This is a genomic window from Serratia sp. BIGb0163, assembly GCF_024809935.1.
Taxonomy (GTDB): Bacteria; Pseudomonadota; Gammaproteobacteria; order Enterobacterales; family Enterobacteriaceae; genus Serratia; species Serratia quinivorans.
On record NZ_JANUDZ010000004.1, the window covers coordinates 392,296 to 414,813 of the forward strand.

Annotated in this window: 21 protein-coding genes; 20 read left to right on the forward strand and 1 reads right to left on the reverse strand. The window is 54.8% G+C overall.

What is annotated here, in order from left to right; genetic code table 11:
- The first annotated feature begins 38 nt into the window (after positions 1–38).
- Positions 39–830, forward strand: coding sequence for an endonuclease VIII (nei, locus tag M2406_RS17020; protein WP_259190748.1), 792 nt, complete (start codon positions 39–41; stop codon positions 828–830).
- 107 nt (positions 831–937) lie between these two features.
- On the opposite strand, the gene M2406_RS17025 is transcribed toward nei, so the two are convergent.
- Complete coding sequence (locus M2406_RS17025) at positions 938–2,230, reverse strand: citrate synthase (protein WP_012005698.1); 1,293 nt, start codon at positions 2,228–2,230, stop codon at positions 938–940.
- Between the two features lie 733 nt (positions 2,231–2,963).
- On the opposite strand from M2406_RS17025, the gene sdhC reads away from it, so the two are divergent.
- The 19 genes from sdhC (at position 2,964) to cpoB (ending at position 22,370) form a co-directional block, all read left to right on the forward strand.
- The gene (gene sdhC / locus M2406_RS17030) at positions 2,964–3,353 is read left to right on the forward strand and encodes a succinate dehydrogenase cytochrome b556 subunit (protein WP_004949747.1); all 390 of its coding nucleotides are present in this window, start codon (positions 2,964–2,966) and stop codon (positions 3,351–3,353) included.
- A complete protein-coding gene (gene sdhD / locus M2406_RS17035) occupies positions 3,347–3,694 on the forward strand; it encodes a succinate dehydrogenase membrane anchor subunit (protein ID WP_012005699.1) in 348 nt (115 codons plus the stop codon). The genes sdhC and sdhD overlap by 7 nt, the downstream gene beginning before the upstream one ends.
- 1 nt (position 3,695) lies before the next feature.
- Complete coding sequence (sdhA, locus tag M2406_RS17040) at positions 3,696–5,462, forward strand: succinate dehydrogenase flavoprotein subunit (RefSeq protein ID WP_012005700.1); 1,767 nt, start codon at positions 3,696–3,698, stop codon at positions 5,460–5,462.
- Between the two features lie 16 nt (positions 5,463–5,478).
- Positions 5,479–6,195, forward strand: coding sequence for a succinate dehydrogenase iron-sulfur subunit (locus tag M2406_RS17045; RefSeq protein WP_012005701.1), 717 nt, complete (start codon positions 5,479–5,481; stop codon positions 6,193–6,195).
- A 276-nt stretch (positions 6,196–6,471) separates the two neighbouring features.
- Positions 6,472–9,285: a 2-oxoglutarate dehydrogenase E1 component gene (gene sucA / locus M2406_RS17050; RefSeq protein ID WP_259190770.1), complete on the forward strand. Its 2,814-nt coding sequence runs from the start codon at positions 6,472–6,474 to the stop codon at positions 9,283–9,285.
- Positions 9,286–9,296: 11 nt separating this feature from the next.
- Entirely contained in the window at positions 9,297–10,511 is a 1,215-nt protein-coding gene (odhB, locus tag M2406_RS17055) for a 2-oxoglutarate dehydrogenase complex dihydrolipoyllysine-residue succinyltransferase (protein WP_259190754.1), read from the forward strand.
- A 117-nt stretch (positions 10,512–10,628) separates the two neighbouring features.
- Positions 10,629–11,795, forward strand: coding sequence for an ADP-forming succinate--CoA ligase subunit beta (gene sucC, locus M2406_RS17060; RefSeq protein WP_012005704.1), 1,167 nt, complete (start codon positions 10,629–10,631; stop codon positions 11,793–11,795).
- Positions 11,795–12,667 (forward strand): succinate--CoA ligase subunit alpha, encoded by an 873-nt coding sequence (gene sucD, locus M2406_RS17065; protein ID WP_012005705.1) that lies wholly within the window; start codon positions 11,795–11,797, stop codon positions 12,665–12,667. Before sucC ends, sucD begins: the two co-directional genes overlap by 1 nt.
- Positions 12,668–13,449: 782 nt before the next feature.
- Positions 13,450–15,018, forward strand: a complete 1,569-nt coding sequence (gene cydA / locus M2406_RS17070) for a cytochrome ubiquinol oxidase subunit I (protein ID WP_012005706.1) — start codon at positions 13,450–13,452, stop codon at positions 15,016–15,018.
- A gap of 14 nt (positions 15,019–15,032) precedes the next feature.
- The gene (gene cydB, locus M2406_RS17075; RefSeq protein ID WP_012005707.1) at positions 15,033–16,172 is read left to right on the forward strand and encodes a cytochrome d ubiquinol oxidase subunit II; all 1,140 of its coding nucleotides are present in this window, start codon (positions 15,033–15,035) and stop codon (positions 16,170–16,172) included.
- 17 nt (positions 16,173–16,189) lie between these two features.
- Positions 16,190–16,303, forward strand: a complete 114-nt coding sequence (gene cydX, locus M2406_RS17080) for a cytochrome bd-I oxidase subunit CydX (protein WP_012005708.1) — start codon at positions 16,190–16,192, stop codon at positions 16,301–16,303.
- Positions 16,303–16,599 carry a cyd operon protein YbgE gene (gene ybgE, locus M2406_RS17085; RefSeq protein WP_012005709.1) on the forward strand — a complete coding sequence of 99 codons (297 nt, stop codon included), beginning with the start codon at positions 16,303–16,305 and terminating at the stop codon, positions 16,597–16,599. Before cydX ends, ybgE begins: the two co-directional genes overlap by 1 nt.
- 130 nt (positions 16,600–16,729) lie before the next feature.
- Positions 16,730–17,134, forward strand: a complete 405-nt coding sequence (gene ybgC, locus M2406_RS17090; protein ID WP_012005710.1) for a tol-pal system-associated acyl-CoA thioesterase — start codon at positions 16,730–16,732, stop codon at positions 17,132–17,134.
- Entirely contained in the window at positions 17,131–17,814 is a 684-nt protein-coding gene (gene tolQ, locus M2406_RS17095) for a Tol-Pal system protein TolQ (protein ID WP_006324117.1), read from the forward strand. The genes ybgC and tolQ overlap by 4 nt, the downstream gene beginning before the upstream one ends.
- Positions 17,815–17,826: 12 nt before the next feature.
- A complete protein-coding gene (gene tolR / locus M2406_RS17100; protein ID WP_012005711.1) occupies positions 17,827–18,255 on the forward strand; it encodes a colicin uptake protein TolR in 429 nt (142 codons plus the stop codon).
- An 81-nt stretch (positions 18,256–18,336) separates the two neighbouring features.
- On the forward strand, positions 18,337–19,575 hold the full coding sequence (gene tolA / locus M2406_RS17105; protein WP_012005712.1) for a cell envelope integrity protein TolA: 1,239 nt from the start codon (positions 18,337–18,339) through the stop codon (positions 19,573–19,575).
- A gap of 132 nt (positions 19,576–19,707) precedes the next feature.
- Positions 19,708–21,000: a Tol-Pal system beta propeller repeat protein TolB gene (gene tolB / locus M2406_RS17110; protein ID WP_012005713.1), complete on the forward strand. Its 1,293-nt coding sequence runs from the start codon at positions 19,708–19,710 to the stop codon at positions 20,998–21,000.
- Between the two features lie 44 nt (positions 21,001–21,044).
- A complete protein-coding gene (gene pal / locus M2406_RS17115) occupies positions 21,045–21,560 on the forward strand; it encodes a peptidoglycan-associated lipoprotein Pal (RefSeq protein WP_012005714.1) in 516 nt (171 codons plus the stop codon).
- Positions 21,561–21,569: 9 nt separating this feature from the next.
- Positions 21,570–22,370, forward strand: a complete 801-nt coding sequence (cpoB, locus tag M2406_RS17120) for a cell division protein CpoB (protein WP_259190763.1) — start codon at positions 21,570–21,572, stop codon at positions 22,368–22,370.
- Positions 22,371–22,518: the final 148 nt, after the last annotated feature.

Consider the following 22,518-nt stretch of genomic DNA (forward strand, 5'->3'; position numbering starts at 1 on the left):
GCGGCCTGCTGCACCGGGGTCCATTCAGGAGTTTTCATATGCCGGAAGGACCGGAAATTCGCCGGGCGGCGGATGCACTGGCGGCGGCGGTGATCGACCAGCCGCTGACCGAAGTCGGTTTTGCCTTTCCCCAGCTTAAACATTACCGCGACCGGTTAATCGGCGAGCGTATTATCGCTATTGAACCACGGGGTAAGGCACTGCTGACCCATTTTTCCAATGGTCTGACGCTGTATAGCCATAACCAGTTGTATGGCGTGTGGAAAGTGGTTAAAGCAGGGGAGACGCCGGAAACCAAACGGGATCTGCGCGTGCGGCTGGAAACGGCGGATCGGGCGATTTTGCTGTACAGCGCCTCGGAGATTACCGTCGGGCCGCGCGAGGAAATTGAGCAGCATCCGTTCTTGCAACGTATCGGCCCCGACGTACTGGATATGACGTTAACGGTGGCCGCGGTGGAGCAACGGCTGCTGTCACCGGCATTTCGCCGCAGGCAACTGGGCGGCATGTTGCTCGATCAGGCGTTTCTCGCCGGGTTGGGCAACTACCTGCGGGCCGAGATCCTCTGGCAGGCAGAGCTGGCACCCCAGCATAAGCCACAGGATCTGGCGCCGGAAACCTTGCAGCGCTTGGCGGAGGCGTTGCTGGCGGTACCGCGCTTGTCTTATCAGACGCGTGGGCAGGCGGATGAGAACCGCCATCATGGCGCGTTGTTCAGCTTTAAGGTGTTCCATCGCAGTGGCGAACCTTGCGAGCGTTGCGGTGCGATGATCGAACGTACGACGCTGTCTTCAAGGCCCTTTTATTGGCGCCCAGGTTGCCAGAAATAGGTTATTCAATGTTTCCCCTCACCCCGGCCCTCTCCCCAGGGAGAGGGCAAAAAAAAACGCCGCCCATCGGGGCGGCGTCTTGCTGCAATACGTAGGGTAAAGCGGCGTTATTTGTTTTTCACTTGGGACTTGAAGTCACGCTCGGCATAGCCGGTGTACAACTGACGCGGACGGGCAATCTTGATGCCTTCGTCATGCATTTCGTTCCAGTGTGCAATCCAGCCAATGGTACGGGCGATGGCAAAGATAACGGTGAACATGGAAGAAGGGATCCCCATCGCCTTCAGGATGATGCCTGAATAGAAGTCGACGTTCGGATACAGTTTCTTCTCGATGAAGTACGGGTCGTTCAGCGCGATGTGTTCCAGCTCCATCGCCACTTGCAACAGGTTGTCGTCCTTCTTGTTCAGTTCTTTCAGCACTTCGTGACAGGTTTCGCGCATCACGGTGGCGCGTGGGTCGTAGTTCTTGTACACGCGGTGGCCGAAGCCCATCAGACGGAACGAGTCGTTCTTGTCCTTGGCACGCTTGATGAACTCAGGAATGTGCTCAACGGTTTTGATCTCTTCCAGCATCTTCAGTGCGGCTTCGTTGGCGCCGCCGTGTGCCGGGCCCCACAGTGAAGCGATACCGGCAGCGATACAGGCAAACGGGTTAGCGCCTGAAGAACCTGCGGTACGTACGGTAGAAGTGGAAGCATTTTGCTCGTGATCGGCGTGCAGGATCAGGATGCGATCCATTGCGCGTTCCAGCACCGGGTTCACCACGTATTCTTCGCACGGGGTGGCAAACATCATATGCAGGAAGTTACCGGCATAGGACAGATCGTTGCGTGGATAAACGAACGGCTGACCCAGTGAATATTTGTAACACATGGCCGCCACGGTAGGCATTTTGGACAGCAGGCGGAACGCGGTGATCTCGCGGTGACGCTCGTTGTTGACGTCCAGTGCATCGTGGTAGAACGCAGCCAGGGCGCCGGTCACGCCGCACAGCACCGCCATTGGGTGTGAGTCACGACGGAAGCCACGGAACAGATGGGTGATCTGATCGTGGATCATGGTGTGACGGGTTACGGTGGTTTTGAAGGTCTCGAACTCTTCTGCGGTCGGCGTTTCGCCGTACAGCAGGATGTAGCACACTTCCAGATAGGAAGACTCTTTCGCCAGCTGTTCGATCGGGAAGCCGCGGTGCAGCAATACGCCTTTGTCACCGTCGATAAAAGTGATTTTGGATTCGCAGGAAGCGGTAGAGGTAAAGCCGGGATCAAACGTGAAATAACCTTTGGAGCCCAGGGCGCGGACATCAAGGACATCGGGGCCCAGTGTCGGGGTTAATACGCCCAGTTCGATTGGAGCTTCACCATCGTTAATGGTTAGCGTCGCTTTCTTATCAGTCATTTACAGTCTCCTTTGCGCCTTATTTTAAAAACCTCTAACAACTGAAATACCTTAATTCTCCTCAGGTTGCCCGCAAAAAATGGAGCGGACGCTAACTCTGTGAGCGACTGCGCAAATGCGCGGGTAGGGTACAGAGTGCTAACCAGGCGAACGAGGTGGGTGACCAGTTGTTAACGATTCATCGGAATTCGTTATGTTCTGTTAATCTTACCTACGACGTGTTCGGGGGTGGTTGAACCTATCCCAATAAACTGTTTTATATGCCTTATTTGTTCTCGTCTGCGGTGATGGGCTGCAAACGTGACCGGCAAAAACCGCCATTGGGATAGGTTCTTTCAAATACACTGTTGCATATCCTGAACATCGGGGGAAGTGTATCTGCTGACCTATTGCGCATCATAGGGCCGTTTGTGCCCCTATATGTAATGGAATTGTTGATCTCTTGTCAAATCAGATAATTAATTTTATGCTAATTGTGAAATCCGTGATCTAAATCACTGTTCGGGGGAAATGTTACCAAAGGGATTGTATGGGAATTGTAATCAGAATGTGATCCTCCTATACTGCCGCCAGGTCTCCGGGATACCCTGAAGTAGGAGCACCCAGCGTTATAACTACGCGCCGTTTAAGCACAGAGGATGTTGTTGTTTGAGCGCGTGACGTGTGAGGGTTTTGGCTCTTAACGCTGTCTGATCCCCGCCCAGGCCGGAGGAAGGAAAATAATAAGAGCTGTGTGGGCAAAAACGTGAAAAAACAAAGACCTGTCAACCTGGATCTGCAAACGATTCAGTTTCCCGTAACTGCGATAGCGTCCATCTTACACCGAGTCTCTGGCGTAATTACCTTCGTTGCCGTGGGTATCCTCCTCTGGCTGCTGGGCCTGTCACTCTCTTCCCAAGAGGGTTTCATGCAGGCTGCTGCCATCATGAATAGCTTCGTTGTCAAATTCATATTCTGGGGCATCCTCACTGCGCTGGCCTATCACATTTGCGGTGGCATTCGCCATTTGTTAATGGATTTTGGCTATATCGAAGAGAGTTTAGCCGCCGGTACCCGTTCTGCCCAGGTGGCAATCGGTCTGACCGTCGTGCTGTCAGTTCTGGCTGGAGTCCTCGTATGGTAAACAATGTTTCTGCATTAGGACGCAACGGCGTACACGATTGGTTGTTACTGCGTGCTTCCGCTATCGTCATCACCCTGTATGTTCTGTATATCCTGGGCTTCTTTGTCACGGCTCCGGATCTCACCTACGAAATCTGGCGCGGCTTCTTCGCCACTTCTATTACGAAAGTGTTCACGCTGCTGACGCTGCTGTCGATTCTGGCTCATGCCTGGATCGGGTTGTGGCAGGTGCTGACGGATTACGTCAAGCCGGTAGCGGTACGTCTGGTGTTGCAACTGGCGATCGTTGTCGTGTTGCTGGTCTATTTACTGTACGGAACAATCGTAGTGTGGGGTGCGTAAGATGAAACTGCCGGTCAGAGAGTTTGATGCTGTAGTTATCGGTGCAGGCGGCGCAGGTATGCGCGCGGCACTGCAAATTTCTCAAGCGGGTTCTTCTTGTGCCCTGCTGTCCAAAGTATTCCCGACCCGTTCCCATACCGTGTCTGCACAGGGCGGCATTACCGTAGCCCTGGGTAATAACCACGAAGATAACTGGGAATGGCATATGTATGACACGGTGAAAGGTTCCGATTATATCGGTGACCAGGACGCCATTGAGTATATGTGTAAAACCGGCCCGGAAGCAGTTCTGGAGCTGGAGCATATGGGGCTGCCGTTCTCCCGTACCGACGATGGCCGCATCTATCAGCGCCCATTCGGCGGCCAGTCACTGAATTTCGGTGGCGAGCAGGCAGCACGTACCGCTGCGGCGGCTGACCGTACCGGTCACGCCCTGCTGCACACCCTGTATCAACAGAACCTGAAAAATCACACCACTATCTTCTCCGAGTGGTATGCGCTGGATCTGGTGAAAAACCAGGATGGTGCGGTGGTCGGCACCACGGCTATCTGCATTGAAACCGGTGAAGTGGTTTACTTCAAAGCCAAAGCCACCGTGCTGGCGACCGGCGGTGCAGGCCGTATTTACCAGTCCACCACCAACGCCCATATCAACACCGGTGACGGTGTCGGCATGGCGCTGCGTGCCGGCGTGCCGGTGCAGGACATGGAAATGTGGCAGTTCCACCCGACCGGCATCGCCGGTGCCGGGGTTCTGGTGACCGAAGGTTGTCGTGGTGAAGGCGGTTATCTGCTGAACAAACACGGTGAGCGTTTCATGGAGCGCTATGCGCCGAACGCCAAAGACCTGGCGGGCCGTGATGTGGTAGCCCGTTCGATCATGATTGAAATCCGCGAAGGCCGTGGCTGTGACGGTCCGTGGGGCCCGCACGTTAAGCTGAAGCTGGATCACCTGGGTAAAGAAGTGCTGGAATCCCGCCTGCCGGGCATTCTGGAACTGTCGCGCACCTTCGCGCACGTCGACCCAGTGAAAGAGCCTATCCCGGTTATCCCAACCTGCCACTATATGATGGGCGGTATTCCGACCAAAGTGACCGGCCAGGCGTTGACCGTGAATGAGAAAGGCGAAGACGTAGTGATCCCGGGGCTGTTCGCCGTGGGTGAAATTGCCTGCGTATCGGTGCACGGCGCCAACCGTCTGGGCGGCAACTCGCTGCTGGATCTGGTGGTGTTCGGTCGCGCCGCCGGCATGCATCTGCAGGAATCTATCCTCGAGCAGGGCGCCAGCCGTGAAGCGAGCGAATCCGATGTAGAAGCGTCGCTGGATCGTCTGAACCGCTGGAACAACACCCGTTCAGGTGAAGATCCGGTTGAAATCCGCAAGGCGCTGCAAGCCTGTATGCAACACAACTTCTCGGTATTCCGTGAAGGTGATGCGATGGCGAAAGGGCTGGAAGAACTGAAAGAGATCCGTGAACGTCTGAAGAACGCACGTCTGGACGATACCTCCAGCGAATTCAACACCCAGCGCATCGAATGCCTGGAGTTGGATAACCTGATGGAGACCGCGTTTTCCACCGCCGTGTCGGCCAACTTCCGTACCGAGAGCCGTGGCGCGCATAGCCGCTTCGACTTCCCGGAACGTGATGATGCCAACTGGCTGTGTCACTCGCTGTATCAGCCGCAATCGGAAAGCATGACGCGTCGTGAAGTGAACATGCAACCGAAGCTGCGCCCGGCATTCCCGCCGAAAGTGCGTTCTTACTAATTGCGGAGATCGATTGATGAAACTCGAATTTTCAATTTATCGCTACAATCCGGATGTTGACGATGCTCCGCACATGCAGGACTACAGCCTGGAAGCGGAAGAAGGTCGCGACATGATGTTGCTGGATGCGTTGATCCAGCTGAAAGAAAAAGATCCAAGCCTGTCGTTCCGTCGTTCATGCCGTGAAGGCGTTTGTGGTTCCGATGGGATCAACATGAACGGTAAAAACGGCCTGGCCTGTATCACTCCGGTGTCGTCGCTGACCAAAGGCAATAAAAAGATTGTGATCCGTCCGTTACCAGGCTTGCCGGTAGTGCGCGATCTGGTGGTCGATATGGGCCAGTTCTACACCCAGTATGAAAAGATCAAGCCCTTCCTGCAGAACGACGGCAAGAACCCGCCGGCGCGTGAGCACCTGCAATCGCCGGAAGAGCGTGCCAAGCTCGATGGTCTGTACGAGTGCATTTTATGCGCTTGTTGTTCGACCTCTTGCCCGTCATTCTGGTGGAATCCTGACAAGTTTATCGGCCCGGCTGGCCTGTTGGCGGCGTACCGCTTCCTGATTGACAGCCGTGACACGGAAACGGAAGAACGTTTAGACGATCTGGACGACGCTTTCAGTGTTTTCCGCTGCCATAGCATTATGAATTGTGTCAGTGTATGCCCTAAGGGCTTGAATCCGACCCGTGCAATCGGTCATATCAAGTCTATGCTGCTGCAACGCGGCGCATAAATGGAATGAGATGCTGCGCCGGGCAGTTTCCGGCGCACATCACAAAGGAGGGAGCCTCTAAAAACTGACCCGCGGCTGCGGCGCTAAGCAGCCTGGTTCGCCCGCCGGTTTTTAGAGGTTCCTTGTAAGGGACCGCAAGGTCCATAGCAGAACGTACCGAGCCTTTCTTTTGGCTAAAAGTACGTCGAGTGAACCGTTTCTACGGCAAACCGTATCCATCACGGTAATTATGTTAACCACGGCGAAAACTAAAGCTTCAAAGCTTAAGGGATCATGATGCAGAACGGCGCAATGAAGGCCTGGCTGGATTCCTCCTATCTGGCGGGCGCGAACCAGTCTTACATAGAACAGCTCTATGAAGACTTCTTAACCGATCCGGGCTCCGTTGAAGATAGCTGGCGTTCCATTTTTCAACAGCTACCAACCGCGGGTGTAAAACCCGATCAGCTTCACTCTCAAACGCGTGACTACTTCCGCCGCCTGGCGAAAGACTCCGCGCGTTACAACACCACCATCAACGATCCAGACACCGACGCCAAACAGGTCAAGGTACTGCAGCTGATTAACGCCTTCCGTTTCCGCGGACATCAGCATGCCAACCTCGATCCGCTCGGTCTGTGGCAGCGTGAGCAAGTTCCTGACCTTGAACCCGCCTACCACAACCTGACCGAAGCCGACTTCCAGGAAACCTTCAACGTGGGTTCTTTCGCCATCGGCAAAGAAACCATGAAGCTGGGCGACCTGTACGCTGCGCTGAAGCAGACCTACTGCGGCTCGATCGGTGCGGAATACATGCACATCACCAATACCGAAGAGAAACGCTGGATCCAACAGCGCATTGAATCGGTAGTGGGGCACGCCAGCTTTACCCATGACGAGAAGCGCCGTTTCCTGAACGAGCTGACCGCAGCGGAAGGTCTGGAACGCTACCTCGGCGCCAAATTCCCAGGGGCAAAACGCTTCTCGCTGGAAGGTGGCGATGCGCTGGTGCCAATGCTTAAAGAGATGGTGCGCCACGCCGGTAAGAACGGCACGCGCGAAGTGGTGTTGGGCATGGCCCACCGCGGCCGTCTGAACGTGTTGATCAACGTGCTGGGTAAAAAACCTGCCGACCTGTTCGACGAGTTTGCCGGCAAGCATAAAGAACACCTCGGCACCGGTGACGTGAAATATCACCAGGGCTTCTCCTCCGACGTAGAAACCGAAGGCGGCATGGTTCACCTGGCGCTGGCGTTTAACCCGTCGCACCTGGAGATCGTCAGCCCGGTAGTTATGGGTTCTGTACGTGCCCGTCGTGACCGTCTGGACGAAGCGCGCAGCAACATGGTACTGCCAATCACCATCCACGGTGACGCCGCCATTACCGGCCAGGGCGTGGTTCAGGAAACGCTGAACATGTCGCAGGCTCGCGGTTACGAAGTGGGCGGCACGGTACGTATCGTGATCAACAACCAGGTTGGTTTCACCACTTCCAACCCGCTGGATGCGCGTTCTACCGAATACTGTACTGACATCGCCAAGATGGTGCAGTCGCCGATCTTCCACGTTAATGCTGACGATCCGGAAGCGGTGGCCTTTGTTACCCGTCTGGCGTTGGATTTCCGTAACACCTTCAAACGTGACGTGATGATCGATCTGGTCTGCTACCGTCGCCACGGGCATAACGAGGCCGATGAGCCAAGTGCAACCCAGCCGGTGATGTACCAGAAGATCAAGAAACACCCAACGCCGCGCAAGATTTATGCTGACGTGCTGACCGAACAAAAAGTCGCCAGCCTGGAAGATGCCACGGAAATGGTCAACCTGTACCGTGATGCACTCGACCGCGGTGATTGCGTGGTTGAAGAATGGCGTCCGATGAACCTGCATTCCTTTACCTGGTCGCCGTACCTCAACCACGAGTGGGACGAAGAGTACCCAAGCAAGGTTGAAATGAAGCGCCTGCAGGAACTGGCCCGTCGCATCAGCACCGCGCCGGAAGCTATTGAAATGCAGTCACGCGTAGCGAAAATCTACGGTGACCGCGCAGAGATGGCTGCAGGCAATAAGGTGTTCGACTGGGGCGCGGCGGAAACGCTGGCTTATGCCACTTTGGTCGATGAAGGCATTCCAATCCGCCTTTCCGGTGAAGATGCCGGTCGCGGTACCTTCTTCCACCGTCATGCGGTAGTGCACAACCAGAAAAACGGTTCGGTCTACGTGCCACTGGCCAATGTCCACAGCGGGCAGGGCGAGTTCAAAGTTTGGGACTCCGTACTGTCTGAAGAAGCCGTTCTGGCGTTCGAATATGGCTATGCCACCGCAGAACCTCGCACCCTGACCATCTGGGAAGCGCAGTTCGGTGACTTCGCCAACGGCGCTCAGGTGGTGATCGACCAGTTCATCAGCTCCGGTGAGCAGAAATGGGGCCGTATGTGTGGCCTGGTGATGCTGCTGCCGCACGGTTACGAAGGCCAGGGTCCAGAGCACTCCTCTGCGCGTCTGGAACGTTACCTGCAGCTGTGTGCCGAGCAGAATATGCAGGTGTGCATCCCGTCTACCCCGGCACAGGTTTACCACATGCTGCGTCGTCAGGCGCTGCGCGGTATGCGCCGTCCGTTGGTGGTGATGTCACCGAAATCTCTGCTGCGTCACCCGCTGGCGACTTCGTCTCTGGATGAGCTGGCTAACGGCACCTTCCTGCCGGCGATTGGCGAAATTGACGATCTGGATCCGAAAGCGGTCAAACGCGTGGTGCTGTGCTCCGGTAAGGTCTATTACGATCTGCTGGAACAGCGTCGCAAGAACGACCAGAAAGACGTGGCCATCGTACGTATCGAGCAACTGTACCCGTTCCCGCATCAGGCCCTTCAGGCGGTGCTGGAGAAGTACGCTCACGTGCATGATTTCGTCTGGTGTCAGGAAGAGCCGCTGAACCAGGGTGCCTGGTACTGCAGCCAACACAACTTCCGTGAAGTGGTGCCGTTCGGGGCTTCTTTACGTTACGCCGGACGTCCAGCCTCTGCCTCTCCGGCAGTGGGTTATATGTCCGTACACCAGAAGCAGCAACAGGCTCTGGTTAATGACGCGCTGAATATTGTTAAAGATTAAGGGAAAGCTAAATGAGTAGCGTAGATATTCTGGTTCCTGACCTTCCTGAATCGGTTGCCGATGCGACCGTCGCCACCTGGCACAAGAAACCAGGTGACAGCGTCCAGCGTGACGAAGTTCTGGTTGAAATCGAAACTGACAAAGTGGTGCTGGAAGTTCCGGCCAGCGAAGCAGGCATTCTGGATGCGATCGTGGAAGAAGAGGGCGCAACCGTGCTTTCTCGCCAGATCCTTGGCCGTATTCGTCCGGGCGACAGCTCTGGCAAGCCGACCGAAGAAAAAAGCCAGGCTAAAGAAGCCACTCCAGCCCAGCGCGCAACCGCCAGCCTGGAAGAAGAGAGCAACGACGCACTCAGCCCGGCTATCCGCCGCCTGATTGCCGAACATGACCTCGATGCAGCTGCCATCAAAGGCAGCGGCGTGGGTGGCCGAATCACCCGCGAAGACGTGGAAGCGCACCTGGCCAACGGCAAGAAAGCCGACAAGCCGGCCGCCGTTGAAGCCGCTCCGCAGCCTGCTCTGAGCGGCCGCAGCGAGAAGCGTGTTCCTATGACCCGTCTGCGCAAGCGCGTGGCCGAGCGCCTGTTGGAAGCGAAGAACAGCACTGCGATGCTGACGACCTTCAACGAAATCAACATGCAGCCGATCATGGATATACGCAAGCAGTACGGTGAAGCCTTCGAAAAACGCCACGGTGTACGTCTGGGCTTCATGTCCTTCTACATCAAGGCGGTGGTTGAAGCGCTGAAACGCTTCCCGGAAGTGAACGCTTCTATCGACGGCACCGACGTGGTGTACCACAACTATTTCGATATCAGCATTGCGGTATCTACTCCTCGTGGCCTGGTGACCCCGGTGCTACGCGATGTAGACAGCATGAGCATGGCGGACATCGAGAAGAAAATCAAAGAGCTGGCAGTCAAAGGCCGTGATGGCAAATTGACTGTGGAAGAGCTGACCGGCGGTAACTTCACTATTACCAACGGCGGCGTATTCGGTTCACTGATGTCTACCCCGATCATCAACCCACCGCAGAGCGCCATCCTGGGCATGCACGCCATTAAAGATCGCCCAATGGCGGTCAAAGGCCAGGTTGTGATCCTGCCGATGATGTATCTGGCACTGTCTTATGACCATCGCCTGATCGACGGTAAAGAATCCGTGGGTTACCTGGTGACGGTTAAAGAGATGCTGGAAGATCCGGCTCGTCTGCTGCTGGACGTATAACCCTGATGGGCGCGGTACGCCGCGCCCACACTCTGTGCTATGTGGCCGACTAAAGTCATGCGGTTTTCCGCCAAAATGGCTCGGCTAAAACCTTCAGAACTGAATGGATAGAACATCATGAATTTACACGAATATCAGGCAAAACAGCTGTTTGCTCGGTATGGTATGCCGGCACCAACCGGTTATGCCTGTACCACACCGCGTGAAGCGGAAGAAGCCGCATCCAAAATCGGCTCCGGCCCGTGGGTGGTTAAATGTCAGGTTCATGCTGGCGGTCGCGGTAAAGCTGGCGGCGTTAAAGTGGTTAACAGCAAGGAAGACATCCGTGCTTTCGCTGAAGCCTGGCTGGGCAAGCGTCTGGTGACCTACCAGACTGACGCACTGGGCCAACCGGTTCACCAGATCCTGGTAGAAGCGGCGACCGACATCGATAAAGAACTGTATCTGGGTGCGGTTGTTGACCGTGCCAGCCGTCGCGTGGTGTTCATGGCATCCACCGAGGGTGGCGTTGAAATCGAGAAAGTTGCGGAAGAAACCCCGGAACTGATCCACAAAATGACCATCGATCCACTGGCAGGCCCACAGCCTTACCAGGGCCGTGAACTGGCTTTCAAACTGGGTCTGACCGGTAAGCAAGTCGGCCAGTTCGCCAAAATCTTCATGGGTCTGGCGACCTTGTTCCTGGAACGTGACCTGGCCATGGTTGAGATCAACCCGCTGGTGGTGACCAAGCAGGGCGATCTGATCTGTCTGGACGGCAAACTGGGCGCTGACGGCAACGCCCTGTTCCGCCAGCCTGAGCTGCGTGAAATGCGCGACCTTTCTCAGGAAGATGAGCGTGAATCCCGTGCGGCACAGTGGGAGCTGAACTATGTTGCTCTCGACGGCAACATCGGTTGCATGGTGAACGGCGCAGGCCTGGCGATGGGTACCATGGACATCGTTAAACTGCACGGCGGCGAACCGGCCAACTTCCTCGATGTGGGCGGCGGCGCAACCAAAGAGCGCGTGACCGAAGCCTTCAAAATCATCCTGTCTGATGACAAGGTGAAAGCGGTTCTGGTTAACATTTTTGGTGGTATCGTGCGTTGCGACCTGATCGCTGACGGTATCATTGGCGCAGTAGCCGAAGTGGGCGTTAACGTCCCGGTGGTGGTGCGTCTGGAAGGGAATAACGCCGAGCTGGGCGCCAAGAAACTGGCGGACAGCGGTCTGAATATCATTGCTGCGACCAGCCTGACTGATGCGGCTCAGCAAGTTGTTGCGGCAGTGGGGAGCAAATAATGTCCATTTTAATCGATAAAAACACCAAAGTAATTTGCCAGGGCTTCACCGGTAGCCAGGGGACTTTCCACTCCGAGCAAGCTATCGCTTACGGAACCAAAATGGTCGGTGGCGTAACGCCGGGCAAAGGCGGCACCGAGCATCTGGGCCTGCCGGTGTTCAACACCGTGCGTGAAGCCGTAGAAGCGACCGGCGCCACCGCGTCCGTTATCTATGTACCGGCTCCATTCTGCAAAGACTCCATTCTGGAAGCAATCGATGCAGGCATCAAACTGATCATCACCATCACCGAAGGCATCCCGACGCTGGATATGCTGACCGTGAAAGTGAAGCTGGATGAAGCCGGCGTGCGCATGATTGGCCCGAACTGCCCAGGTGTTATCACCCCGGGCGAGTGCAAAATCGGCATCATGCCTGGCCACATCCACCTGCCGGGTAAAGTGGGTATCGTTTCCCGCTCTGGCACCCTGACCTACGAAGCGGTAAAACAAACTACCGATACCGGTCTGGGCCAGTCTACCTGTGTGGGTATCGGCGGTGACCCGATCCCAGGCTCCAACTTCATCGATATCCTGAAACTGTTCCAGGAAGATCCGCAGACTGAAGCGATCGTCATGATCGGTGAGATCGGCGGTAGCGCTGAAGAAGAAGCGGCAGCCTATATCAAAGAGCACGTGACCAAGCCCGTGGTTGGCTATATCGCGGGTGTTACCGCGCCTAAAGGCAAACGTATGGGCCATGCCGGCGCCATCATTGCCGGCGGCAAAGGGACTGCAGACGAGAAGTTTGCGGCGCTGGAAGCGGCAGGGGTTAAAACCGTGCGCAGCCTGGCTGACATCGGCGAAGCAGTCAAAGCGGTTCTGAACCGCTAATTTAACCTGCGGTAGTCCGTGTTCAAGCAGGGTCAGACCAAGCGTCTGGCCCTGTTTTTTTTTGCCTATCGGAGGGCTGGCCGGGCATCAATGTGGTCGTGGCGGGGATTAGCGGCGTCAATTAAGCGGGAAAGGGGCTGGGGCAGGCGTATTTAAGCGCTGCTTTATCGATAATAATTCTTTTTATTGCCTATAATTATCAGAGTAAAAAAATAAGCTAAGCTTGTCCTATTGGTAGGTTAATAAACGTTAACATCATTCACACTCAAGACTTCATTTAAATACAGCTAGCCATTAAATATCACATCTATTTAACACAAAAAGTACCTACATAGACTACGAAACCATTGTGTAACATAACCACAAGATAATTATGAGAAATTGTGAGCTGAATCTGGAAATAAAATCCGGATAGGCTTAAATTGTTTCAGATCAAATTACGCCTGAATACCTCTTTGGGGGAAAATTTGACCTGTAACCCAAAGTCTAACCCACATCACGTAAAAACCTATTTATTGTGTGGGATTGGGCGAGTATCATCCATGCTGAATATGGATGGTTGATCTTGTTGCATTTGTTACCCGTTGTCGGTTTTCAGTGGTGTGTTTTGTGCACTGGCCAGTAGTCAGGCCCGCGTCGAATGCATGGTTGAAAGCGGAGAGGCTGGATCAAATTTTTGTTGTGTTTAAGGGCATTCACTGCGGGGCGTTACCGGTAGCTTCACCCGAAGTCATATCGATAACCGCATGTCGGAGTCTTCCTGCGAGGAGCAAGGAGTCAAGATGTTTGATATTGTCGAACTGTCGCGCTTACAGTTTGCTTTAACGGCGATGTACCACTTCTTATTTGTCCCATTAACGCTGGGTATGGCGTTCTTGCTGGCAATTATGGAAACGGTATATGTACTGTCAGGCAAGCAAATCTATAAAGATATGACCAAATTCTGGGGCAAGTTATTTGCAATTAACTTTGCCCTGGGTGTGGCCACCGGTTTGACCATGGAGTTCCAGTTCGGGACTAACTGGTCATATTTCTCCCACTACGTCGGTGATATTTTCGGGGCCCCGCTGGCCATCGAAGGTCTGATGGCGTTCTTCCTTGAATCGACGCTGGTCGGCCTGTTCTTCTTCGGCTGGGATCGTCTGGGCAAGGTGCAGCACATGGCCGTTACCTGGCTGGTGGCACTGGGCTCAAACTTTTCTGCGCTGTGGATCCTGGTCGCCAACGGTTGGATGCAAAACCCGATCGCCTCGGATTTCAACTTCGAAACCATGCGTATGGAGATGCTCAGCTTCTCCGAACTGGTGCTCAACCCGGTTGCGCAGGTGAAGTTCGTGCATACCGTGGCCGCCGGCTACACCTGTGGCGCGATGTTCGTTCTGGGTATCAGCTCTTACTACCTGTTGAAAGGCCGTGACCTCGCCTTTGCCAAACGCTCCTTCGCTATTGCCGCCAGCTTCGGTATGGCTGCCGTGCTGTCCGTTATCGTTCTGGGTGATGAATCCGGCTACGAAATGGGCGACGTACAGAAAACCAAACTGGCCGCCATCGAAGCCGAGTGGGACACGCAACCGGCACCGGCTTCCTTTACCCTGTTCGGTATTCCGAATCAGGATAAAATGGAAAACTCCTACTCGATCCAAATCCCTTACGCGCTTGGCCTTATTGCTACCCGCTCAACAGATACCCAGGTCACCGGCCTGAAAGATCTGATGGCGCAGCATGAAGTGCGTATCCGCAACGGGATGAAAGCCTATGGGCTGCTGGAAGAGCTGCGCGGCGGCAATACTGACCCGGCGGTACGCACCGAGTTCAATAAAGCCAAGCAGGACCTGGGCTACGGCTTACTGTTGAAGCGTTATACCCAGAACGTCACCGACGCGACGGAAACGCAGATCCAACAGGCAACCAAAGACTCGATCCCACGCGTAGCACCGCTGTACTTCGCCTTCCGTATCATGGTGGCCTGTGGCGTGCTGATGCTGTTGATCATCGGTCTGTCGTTCTGGAGCGTGATCCGCAACCGTGTCGGCCAGAGAAAATGGCTGCACCGTGCGGCGCTGTATGGCCTGCCGCTGCCGTGGATCGCGATCGAAGCCGGCTGGTTTGTGGCTGAATACGGTCGTCAGCCTTGGGCGATTGGTGAGGTGCTGCCGACTGCGGTCGCCAACTCTTCACTGACTGCAGGCGACATTCTGTTCTCGATGGGGCTGATTTGCGGCTTGTACACCCTGTTCCTGGTGGCTGAAATGTACCTGATGTTCAAATTTGCACGTCTGGGTCCAAGCAGCCTGAAAACTGGCCGCTACCACTTTGAACAACCGACTGCCGCCGTGCAGGAAGCGCGCTAAACAGGAGTCCACGTATGTTTGATTATGAAGTACTGCGATTTATCTGGTGGGTCCTGATTGGCGTACTGCTGATCGGTTTCGCCGTCACCGACGGTTTCGACATGGGGGTCGGCATCCTGGTGCGCATTATCGGTAAAACCGATACCGAGCGCCGGGTGATGATCAACTCCATCGCACCACACTGGGACGGTAACCAGGTGTGGCTGATCACTGCCGGTGGCGCACTGTTCGCCGCCTGGCCGATGGTCTATGCGGCGGCGTTCTCCGGTTTCTATGTTGCCATGATCCTGGTGCTGTCAGCCTTGTTCTTCCGCCCGGTCGGTTTTGACTACCGCTCGAAGCTGGAGAGCAGCCGCTGGCGCAACATGTGGGACTGGGGCATCTTTATCGGCAGCTTCGTGCCTGCGGTGGTATTCGGCGTGGCGTTCGGCAACCTGTTGCAGGGCGTGCCGTTCCACATGGATGAATACATGCGCCTGTTCTACACCGGCAACTTCTTCCAACTGCTCAATCCGTTTGGTCTGTTGGCGGGCGTGGTCAGCTTGACCATGCTGGTGACTCAGGGGGCAACTTACCTGCAGATGCGTACCAGCGGTGAAATTCACCTGCGTGCTCGCGCTGCGGCGCAGATCTCCACGCTGGTGATGGCGGTGTTCTTCCTGTTGGGCGGTATCTGGCTGGTGAAAGGCATCGACGGTTATGTGATTACCTCGACGCTGAACACCATGGCGGAGTCTAACCCGATGCGTAAAGAAGTGGCTCATCAGGCCGGTGCCTGGTTGATCAACTTCAACAAGTATCCGCTGCTGTGGGCACTGCCTGCACTGGGCGTGGTGCTGCCGCTGTTCACGGTGCTGTTCTCGCGCTTGTCGAAAGACGCGCTGGCGTTCGTGACCTCGTCGCTGACCATTGCCTGTGTGATCCTGACCGCCGGGGTGACCATGTTCCCGTTCGTGATGCCGTCAAGCACCGTGCCTAACATCAGCCTGACCATGTGGGACGCCACCTCCAGCCTGTTGACGCTGCAAGTGATGACCGTTGTCGCGGCGATCTTCGTGCCTATCGTTCTGGCGTACACCAGCTGGTCGTACTACAAAATGTTCGGCCGTCTCGACAAGAACTTCATCGAGAACAACAAGCATTCGCTGTATTAAGGATAGGGAGCTAAACCATGTGGTATTTTGCCTGGATTCTCGGAACGCTTCTTGCCTGTGCCTTCGGCATCATCACGGCGCTGGCGCTTGAGCACCACGAAGATTCAAAAGCACAGCAAGACGATAAGTGATGAGTTTGTCACTGACTGACAAGCTGTACGCTATCACCGACAAGGGCCCGGTCCGGGCCCTTTCACTGGTGCTGGCGTTGATTTTGGCGGGCTGTATTTTCTGGGATCCGACCCGCTTTGCGGCGAAGACCAGCTCGCTGGAGATTTGGGAAGGGCTGCTGCTTATTTGGGCAGTCTGTGCCGGGGTGGTTCATGGGGTCGGGTTCCGACCGCAACGCACCCTGTGGCGAGCTTTTTTTGCGCCACTTCCGGCAATTGTGATCCTGGCCGCAGGATTACTTTACGTTTCTTTATAATCTCCGCTATACCCCCAAGTTATGGGCCATCGCGGCCCATAATTATTTTCGTTCCCATCTTGTAACCCATTCCCAACCCGATCCGTCTTGCGTATAGTAGCACCGTTAAATTGCATTGCTGGGAAGTAGAGTGAGTAATACGTTGTTTCGATGGCCGGTTCGCGTTTACTACGAAGATACCGATGCCAGTGGTGTGGTCTATCACGCCCGCTATGTGGCTTTTTTTGAAAGAGCGCGCACCGAGATGCTGCGTCATCATAACTTTCATCAACAGCAGCTGCTCAGTGAAAATGTCGCCTTCGCTGTCCGGCGCATGACGGTTGATTATCTGCTTCCTGCTCGTCTTGACGACCAGCTGGAAGTCCAGAGTGAAATCACCTCAATGCGCGGGGCTTCTCTTACGTTTGCTCAACGCATTGTCAATTCTGACGGAACTCTTTTGAGTCAGGCCGACGTGTTGATTGCATGTATTGATCCACACCAAATGAAGCCGATAGCGCTTCCTAAGTCTATTGTCGCGGAGTTTAAGCAGTGAATGAGATGAACATCCTAGATTTATTCTTGAAGGCCAGCCTGCTGGTTAAGCTTATCATGTTGATTTTGATATGCTTCTCAGTGGCCTCCTGGGCGATCATCATCCAGCGTACCCGCATCCTTAATGCGGCCACGCGTGACGCCGAAGCCTTTGAAGACAAATTCTGGTCCGGTATTGAGCTTTCCCGTTTGTATCAGGAAAGCCAGGCACGTCGCGATAGCCTGACCGGCTCAGAGCAAATTTTCCACTCTGGTTTCAAAGAGTTCGCTCGTTTGCACCGCGCTAATAACCATGCGCCGGAATCGGTGATCGAAGGTGCGTCACGTGCCATGCGTATCTCGATGAACCGCGAACTGGAAACGCTGGAAAACCACATTCCTTTCCTCGGCACCGTGGGTTCGATCAGTCCGTATATCGGCCTGTTCGGCACCGTGTGGGGGATTATGCACGCCTTTATCGCACTGGGTGCGGTGAAACAGGCCACGCTGCAAATGGTAGCACCGGGTATCGCCGAAGCACTGATCGCAACCGCCATCGGTCTGTTCGCCGCTATCCCGGCCGTTATGGCCTATAACCGCCTCAACCAGCGCGTCAACAAGCTTGAGCAGAATTACGACAACTTTATGGAAGAGTTCACCGCTATTCTGCATCGTCAGGCCTTCTCCAGCGACAGCAAATAAGTAGGAGGTAGCATGGCGAGAGTTCGTGGACGTAATCGGCGCGAGCTGAAGTCCGAAATTAACATCGTTCCGTTGCTCGACGTGTTGCTGGTGCTGTTGCTGATCTTTATGGCAACCGCACCGATCATCACCCAGAGCGTTGAGGTTGATCTGCCGGACGCCACCGATTCCAAAGCGGTTTCCAGCAGTGATAATCCACCGGTGATCCTCGAGGTTTCCGGCGTGGGCCAATACACCATGGTGGTGGATCACGACCGCATGGAACTGTTGCCGCCGGAGCAGGTTGCAGCCGAAGCCAAGTCGCGTTTGGCGGCCAACCCCAAGACGGTCTTTTTGATCGGTGGGGCGAAGGAAGTTCCGTACGATGAGATTATCAAGGCATTGAATATTCTCCATCAGGCGGGCGTCACTTCCGTGGGGTTGATGACCCAGCCAATTTGACCCTAAGGTCAGTGGCAACCCGGTTCCTGCGCTGCGGTGCAGGAACCCCGTATAAGCAACACCAGTTTTTGGGAATCTATTTTGGTAAAGGCAACTGAGCAAAACGATAAGCTGAACCGCGCCGTTATTGTTTCGGTCGTTCTGCACTTTGTATTGATTGCCCTGCTGATTTGGGGATCGCTGCAAGAAAACGTCGACATGAACAGTGCCGGCGGTGGCGGCGAAGGTTCGGTCGTCGGTGCAGTGATGGTCGATCCCGGGGCAGTGGTGGAGCAGTACAACCGCCAGCAGCAGCAGAGTAACGACGCGCAGCGTGCTGAGAAACAGCGCCAGAAAAAAGCGGAACAGCAGGCCGAAGAACTTCAGCAGAAGCAGGCGGCGGAACAACAGCGCCTGAAAGAGCTGGAGAAAGAGCGTTTGACCGCGCAGGAAAAAGCGGCTCAGGACGCGAAAGAACAGGCTGAACAGCAAAAGCAGGCCGCAGAGCAACAAAAGCAGGCAGCTGAACAGCAAAAAGTGGCCGAGAACGCCGCGGCGAAAGCCAAAGAACAACAGAAAGTAGCGGAAGCCGCTGCCGCCAAGGCCAAGGCCGAAGCGGATAAAGTCGCTAAAGCACAGGCCGACGCGCAGAAGAAAGCCGAGTCTGAAGCCAAGAAAGAAGCTGCCGCCGCGGCTACCGCCAAGAAACAGGCGGAAGAAGCGAAGAAAGCCGCTGCCGCTGAAGCTGCAGAGAAAAAAGCCGCTGCCGACGCCGAGAAGAAGGCTGCCGCAGAAGCTGAAAAGGCTGAGAAAAAAGCGGCTGCTGATGCCGAGAAGAAAGCGGCCGCAGAGGCGGAGAAAAAAGCCGCTGCTGCTGAGAAGGCCGCAGCCAAGAAAGCCGCAGATGCCAAGAAGAAAGCGGCTGCAGCCGCAGCTGAGCAGTCTTCGGAAGTTGATGATTTGTTTGGTGGCCTGGCGGACGGTAAAAACGCGCCGAAAGGCGGCGGTGCCAAAGCGAAGGGTGACGGTAAACCGGCCGGTCAGGGCAATGCCAAGACTGCGGGTGACAAGGGGGTTGATAGCAGTGGTTACGAGGGACAGATTCGCACAGCGATTCAGAACAAGTTCTATGACGCCAGCTCATTCGCCGGCAAGACTTGCGATCTACGTATAAAGCTGGGGCCTGATGGCTTTTTGATTGACGTGAAAGCGGTGGGTGGTGATCCTGCTCTGTGCCAGGCGGCGGTAGCCGCAGCGAATCAGGCGAGGATTCCTAAACCACCAAGTGATGCCGTTTATCAGAAAGTTAAGAATTTTACCCTTGTATTCAAACCGCAATAACGGTTGATTAGCTAAGTCATATCGCAGGGATGTACTAAGGTAACCAACAGGGATTATGTAGTTTTGTTTGAGTTGGTTTGTTAAAATTCTGCTAATTTATCGCAGGCATTCCGCCTGGATAAGGGAGATGAGATGAAGCAGGCATTTCGAGTAGCGCTAGGTTTTTTAATACTGTGGGCATCCGTTCTTCACGCGGAAGTTCGCATTGAAATCACCCAAGGAGTCGACTCCGCTCGTCCGATTGGCGTGGTGCCGTTTAAATGGGCGGGCCCAGGCACGCCTCCGGAAGATATTGGCAAAATTGTCGGCGCAGACCTGCGCAACAGCGGCAAATTCAACCCAATTGACGTGGCGCGTATGCCTCAGCAACCTACCACCGCGTCTGAAGTGACGCCGGCGGCCTGGACTGCATTGGGCATTGACGCGGTCGTGGTCGGCCAGGTGCAACCTGGTGCAGACGGCGGCTACCTGATCTCTTATCAACTGGTGGACACTTCGGGCTCACCAGGCACCGTTCTGGCGCAGAACCAGTATAAAGTGACCAAACAATGGTTGCGTTATTCTGCTCACACCGCCAGTGACGAAGTGTTTGAGAAGCTGACCGGTATCAAGGGCGCATTCCGTACCCGTATCGCATACGTAGTGCAGACCAACGGCGGGAAATTCCCGTATGAGCTGCGCGTAGCGGATTACGACGGCTACAACCAGTTTACGGTACATCGTTCACCAGAACCTCTGATGTCCCCGGCCTGGTCGCCGGACGGCAGCAAACTGGCGTACGTAACCTTTGAAAGCGGCCGTTCTGCGCTGGTAGTGCAGACCCTGGCTAACGGTGCTATCCGTCAGATCGCTTCGTTCCCGCGTCACAACGGTGCGCCGGCGTTCTCACCGGACGGCAGCCGCCTGGCGTTTGCGCTGTCTAAAAGCGGCAGCCTGAACCTGTACGTGATGAATCTTGGCTCTGGCCAGATCACCCAAATCACCGACGGGCGCAGCAACAATACCGAACCGACCTGGTTCCCGGATGGGCAGTCTCTGGCCTATACCTCCGATCAGGGCGGCAGACCACAGATTTATAAAGTCAGTGCCAGTGGCGGTGCGTCACAGCGTCTGACATGGGAAGGCTCTCAGAATCAGGATTCTGAAGTCAGCTCTGATGGTAAATTCCTGGTGATGGTGAGCTCTAACAGTGGTGCTCAGCATATCGCCAAACAAGATCTCGGATCGGGGGCGGTTCAAGTTTTGACCGGCACCTTCCTGGACGAAACGCCTAGTATTGCGCCAAATGGCACCATGGTGATCTATAGCTCCACGCAAGGTATGGGCTCCGTGCTGCAACTGGTATCGACTGATGGGCGTTTTAAAGCGCGTCTTCCGGCAACTGATGGACAGGTCAAATTCCCTGCCTGGTCGCCGTATCTGTGATGCATGTGTAAATATGTATGGCAAACTATAAAAGGATTAAAGAAATGCAACTGAACAAAGTGCTGAAAGGGCTTCTGCTGGCACTGCCAGTTCTGGCTGTAGCGGCTTGTAGTTCTAACAAAAGCGCAAACAACGACCAATCTGGTATGGGCGCTGGCGCTGGCACTGGTACAGAAAATGGCAGCAGCAACCTGTCTTCTGAAGAACAAGCTCGTCTGCAGATGCAAGAACTGCAGAAGAACAACATTGTTTACTTCGGCCTGGACAAGTATGACGTGAGCTCTGAGTTCGCTCAGATGCTGGACGCGCACGCTGCATTCCTGCGTAACAACCCGTCTTACAAAGTGACCGTTGAAGGCCACGCGGATGAACGCGGTACGCCGGAATACAACATTGCCCTGGGTGAGCGTCGTTCTAACTCAGTCAAAATGTACCTGCAAGGTAAAGGCGTTTCTGCTGACCAGATCTCTATCGTTTCTTACGGTAAAGAAAAACCAGCAGTACTGGGCCACGACGAAGCGGCTTATGCTAAAAACCGTCGTGCAGTTCTGGTTTACTAAGAGAATCGCATGAACAGTAACTTCAGACGTCACTTGTTGAGTCTGTCGTTACTGGTTGGCGTAGCGGTCCCATGGGCCGCTACTGCCCAAGCGCCAATCAGTAATGTCGGCTCCGGCTCGGTCGAAGACCGTGTCACCTCACTTGAGCGCATCAGCAATGCTCAGGGCCAGCTTTTAAACCAACTCCAGCAACAACTCTCTGACAACCAGCGCGATATTGACTCTCTCCGCGGGCAAATCCAGGAAAACCAATATCAACTGAATCAGGTTGTTGAACGCCAAAAGCAGATCTATCAACAGATGGATAGCATCAGCCAGGGCGGCGCTCGGAGCTCCGCTGCTGCAGCGGGTGCCGCAGGTGGGGCAGCAGCGGCTGCGTCCACTGACGGCGCTGAGAGCGCCTCTGCGGGCGCTACAGCCGCAGCGCCGGCCAGTACGGGTGATGAAAACAGCGACTACAACGCCGCTGTTTCATTGGCGCTGGAAAAAAAACAGTATGACCAGGCTATTTCCGCTTTTCAGTCCTTCGTAAAACAGTACCCAAAATCAACTTACCAGCCCAACGCCAACTATTGGCTCGGCCAGTTGTTCTACAACAAGGGTAAGAAAGATGATGCGGCTTACTATTATGCGGTGGTGGTGAAGAATTACGCAAAATCACCTAAGGCACCGGACGCAATGTACAAGGTAGGTATCATCATGCAGGAAAAAGGGCAGGCCGATAAAGCCAAAGCCGTGTTCCAGCAGGTGATTAAACAATACCCAACCAGTGCTGCGGCCAAACAGGCGAAAAGTCGAGTAGCAGGTTAGTCAGTAAAAAAATGAGCCCAGAAGTTAGTCGATTTGACCGATTTCTGGGCTCATTCGTGTGAAGAACAAGCAGTTGAACCTGTTGTTTATAAATTTAGGTTGCGCTGCCAAGATAAATTAGTAATATATGCCGCCGTTGCCAAGACAT

What these genes read in the sequence shown, in the direction of transcription:
- nei (WP_259190748.1), top strand. Translation starts at nt 39, where the DNA reads ATGCCGGAAGGACCGGAAATTCGCCGGGCGGCGGATGCACTGGCGGCG.
- sucD (WP_012005705.1), top strand. Translation starts at nt 11,795, where the DNA reads ATGTCCATTTTAATCGATAAAAACACCAAAGTAATTTGCCAGGGCTTC.
- tolB (WP_012005713.1), top strand. Translation starts at nt 19,708, where the DNA reads ATGAAGCAGGCATTTCGAGTAGCGCTAGGTTTTTTAATACTGTGGGCA.
- sdhA (WP_012005700.1), top strand. Translation starts at nt 3,696, where the DNA reads ATGAAACTGCCGGTCAGAGAGTTTGATGCTGTAGTTATCGGTGCAGGC.
- M2406_RS17045 (WP_012005701.1), top strand. Translation starts at nt 5,479, where the DNA reads ATGAAACTCGAATTTTCAATTTATCGCTACAATCCGGATGTTGACGAT.
- cydB (WP_012005707.1), top strand. Translation starts at nt 15,033, where the DNA reads ATGTTTGATTATGAAGTACTGCGATTTATCTGGTGGGTCCTGATTGGC.
- sdhD (WP_012005699.1), top strand. Translation starts at nt 3,347, where the DNA reads ATGGTAAACAATGTTTCTGCATTAGGACGCAACGGCGTACACGATTGG.
- sucA (WP_259190770.1), top strand. Translation starts at nt 6,472, where the DNA reads ATGCAGAACGGCGCAATGAAGGCCTGGCTGGATTCCTCCTATCTGGCG.
- cpoB (WP_259190763.1), top strand. Translation starts at nt 21,570, where the DNA reads ATGAACAGTAACTTCAGACGTCACTTGTTGAGTCTGTCGTTACTGGTT.
- pal (WP_012005714.1), top strand. Translation starts at nt 21,045, where the DNA reads ATGCAACTGAACAAAGTGCTGAAAGGGCTTCTGCTGGCACTGCCAGTT.
- odhB (WP_259190754.1), top strand. Translation starts at nt 9,297, where the DNA reads ATGAGTAGCGTAGATATTCTGGTTCCTGACCTTCCTGAATCGGTTGCC.
- tolR (WP_012005711.1), top strand. Translation starts at nt 17,827, where the DNA reads ATGGCGAGAGTTCGTGGACGTAATCGGCGCGAGCTGAAGTCCGAAATT.
- sucC (WP_012005704.1), top strand. Translation starts at nt 10,629, where the DNA reads ATGAATTTACACGAATATCAGGCAAAACAGCTGTTTGCTCGGTATGGT.
- M2406_RS17025 (WP_012005698.1), bottom strand. Translation starts at nt 2,230, where the DNA reads ATGACTGATAAGAAAGCGACGCTAACCATTAACGATGGTGAAGCTCCA.
- ybgE (WP_012005709.1), top strand. Translation starts at nt 16,303, where the DNA reads ATGAGTTTGTCACTGACTGACAAGCTGTACGCTATCACCGACAAGGGC.
- cydA (WP_012005706.1), top strand. Translation starts at nt 13,450, where the DNA reads ATGTTTGATATTGTCGAACTGTCGCGCTTACAGTTTGCTTTAACGGCG.
- cydX (WP_012005708.1), top strand. Translation starts at nt 16,190, where the DNA reads ATGTGGTATTTTGCCTGGATTCTCGGAACGCTTCTTGCCTGTGCCTTC.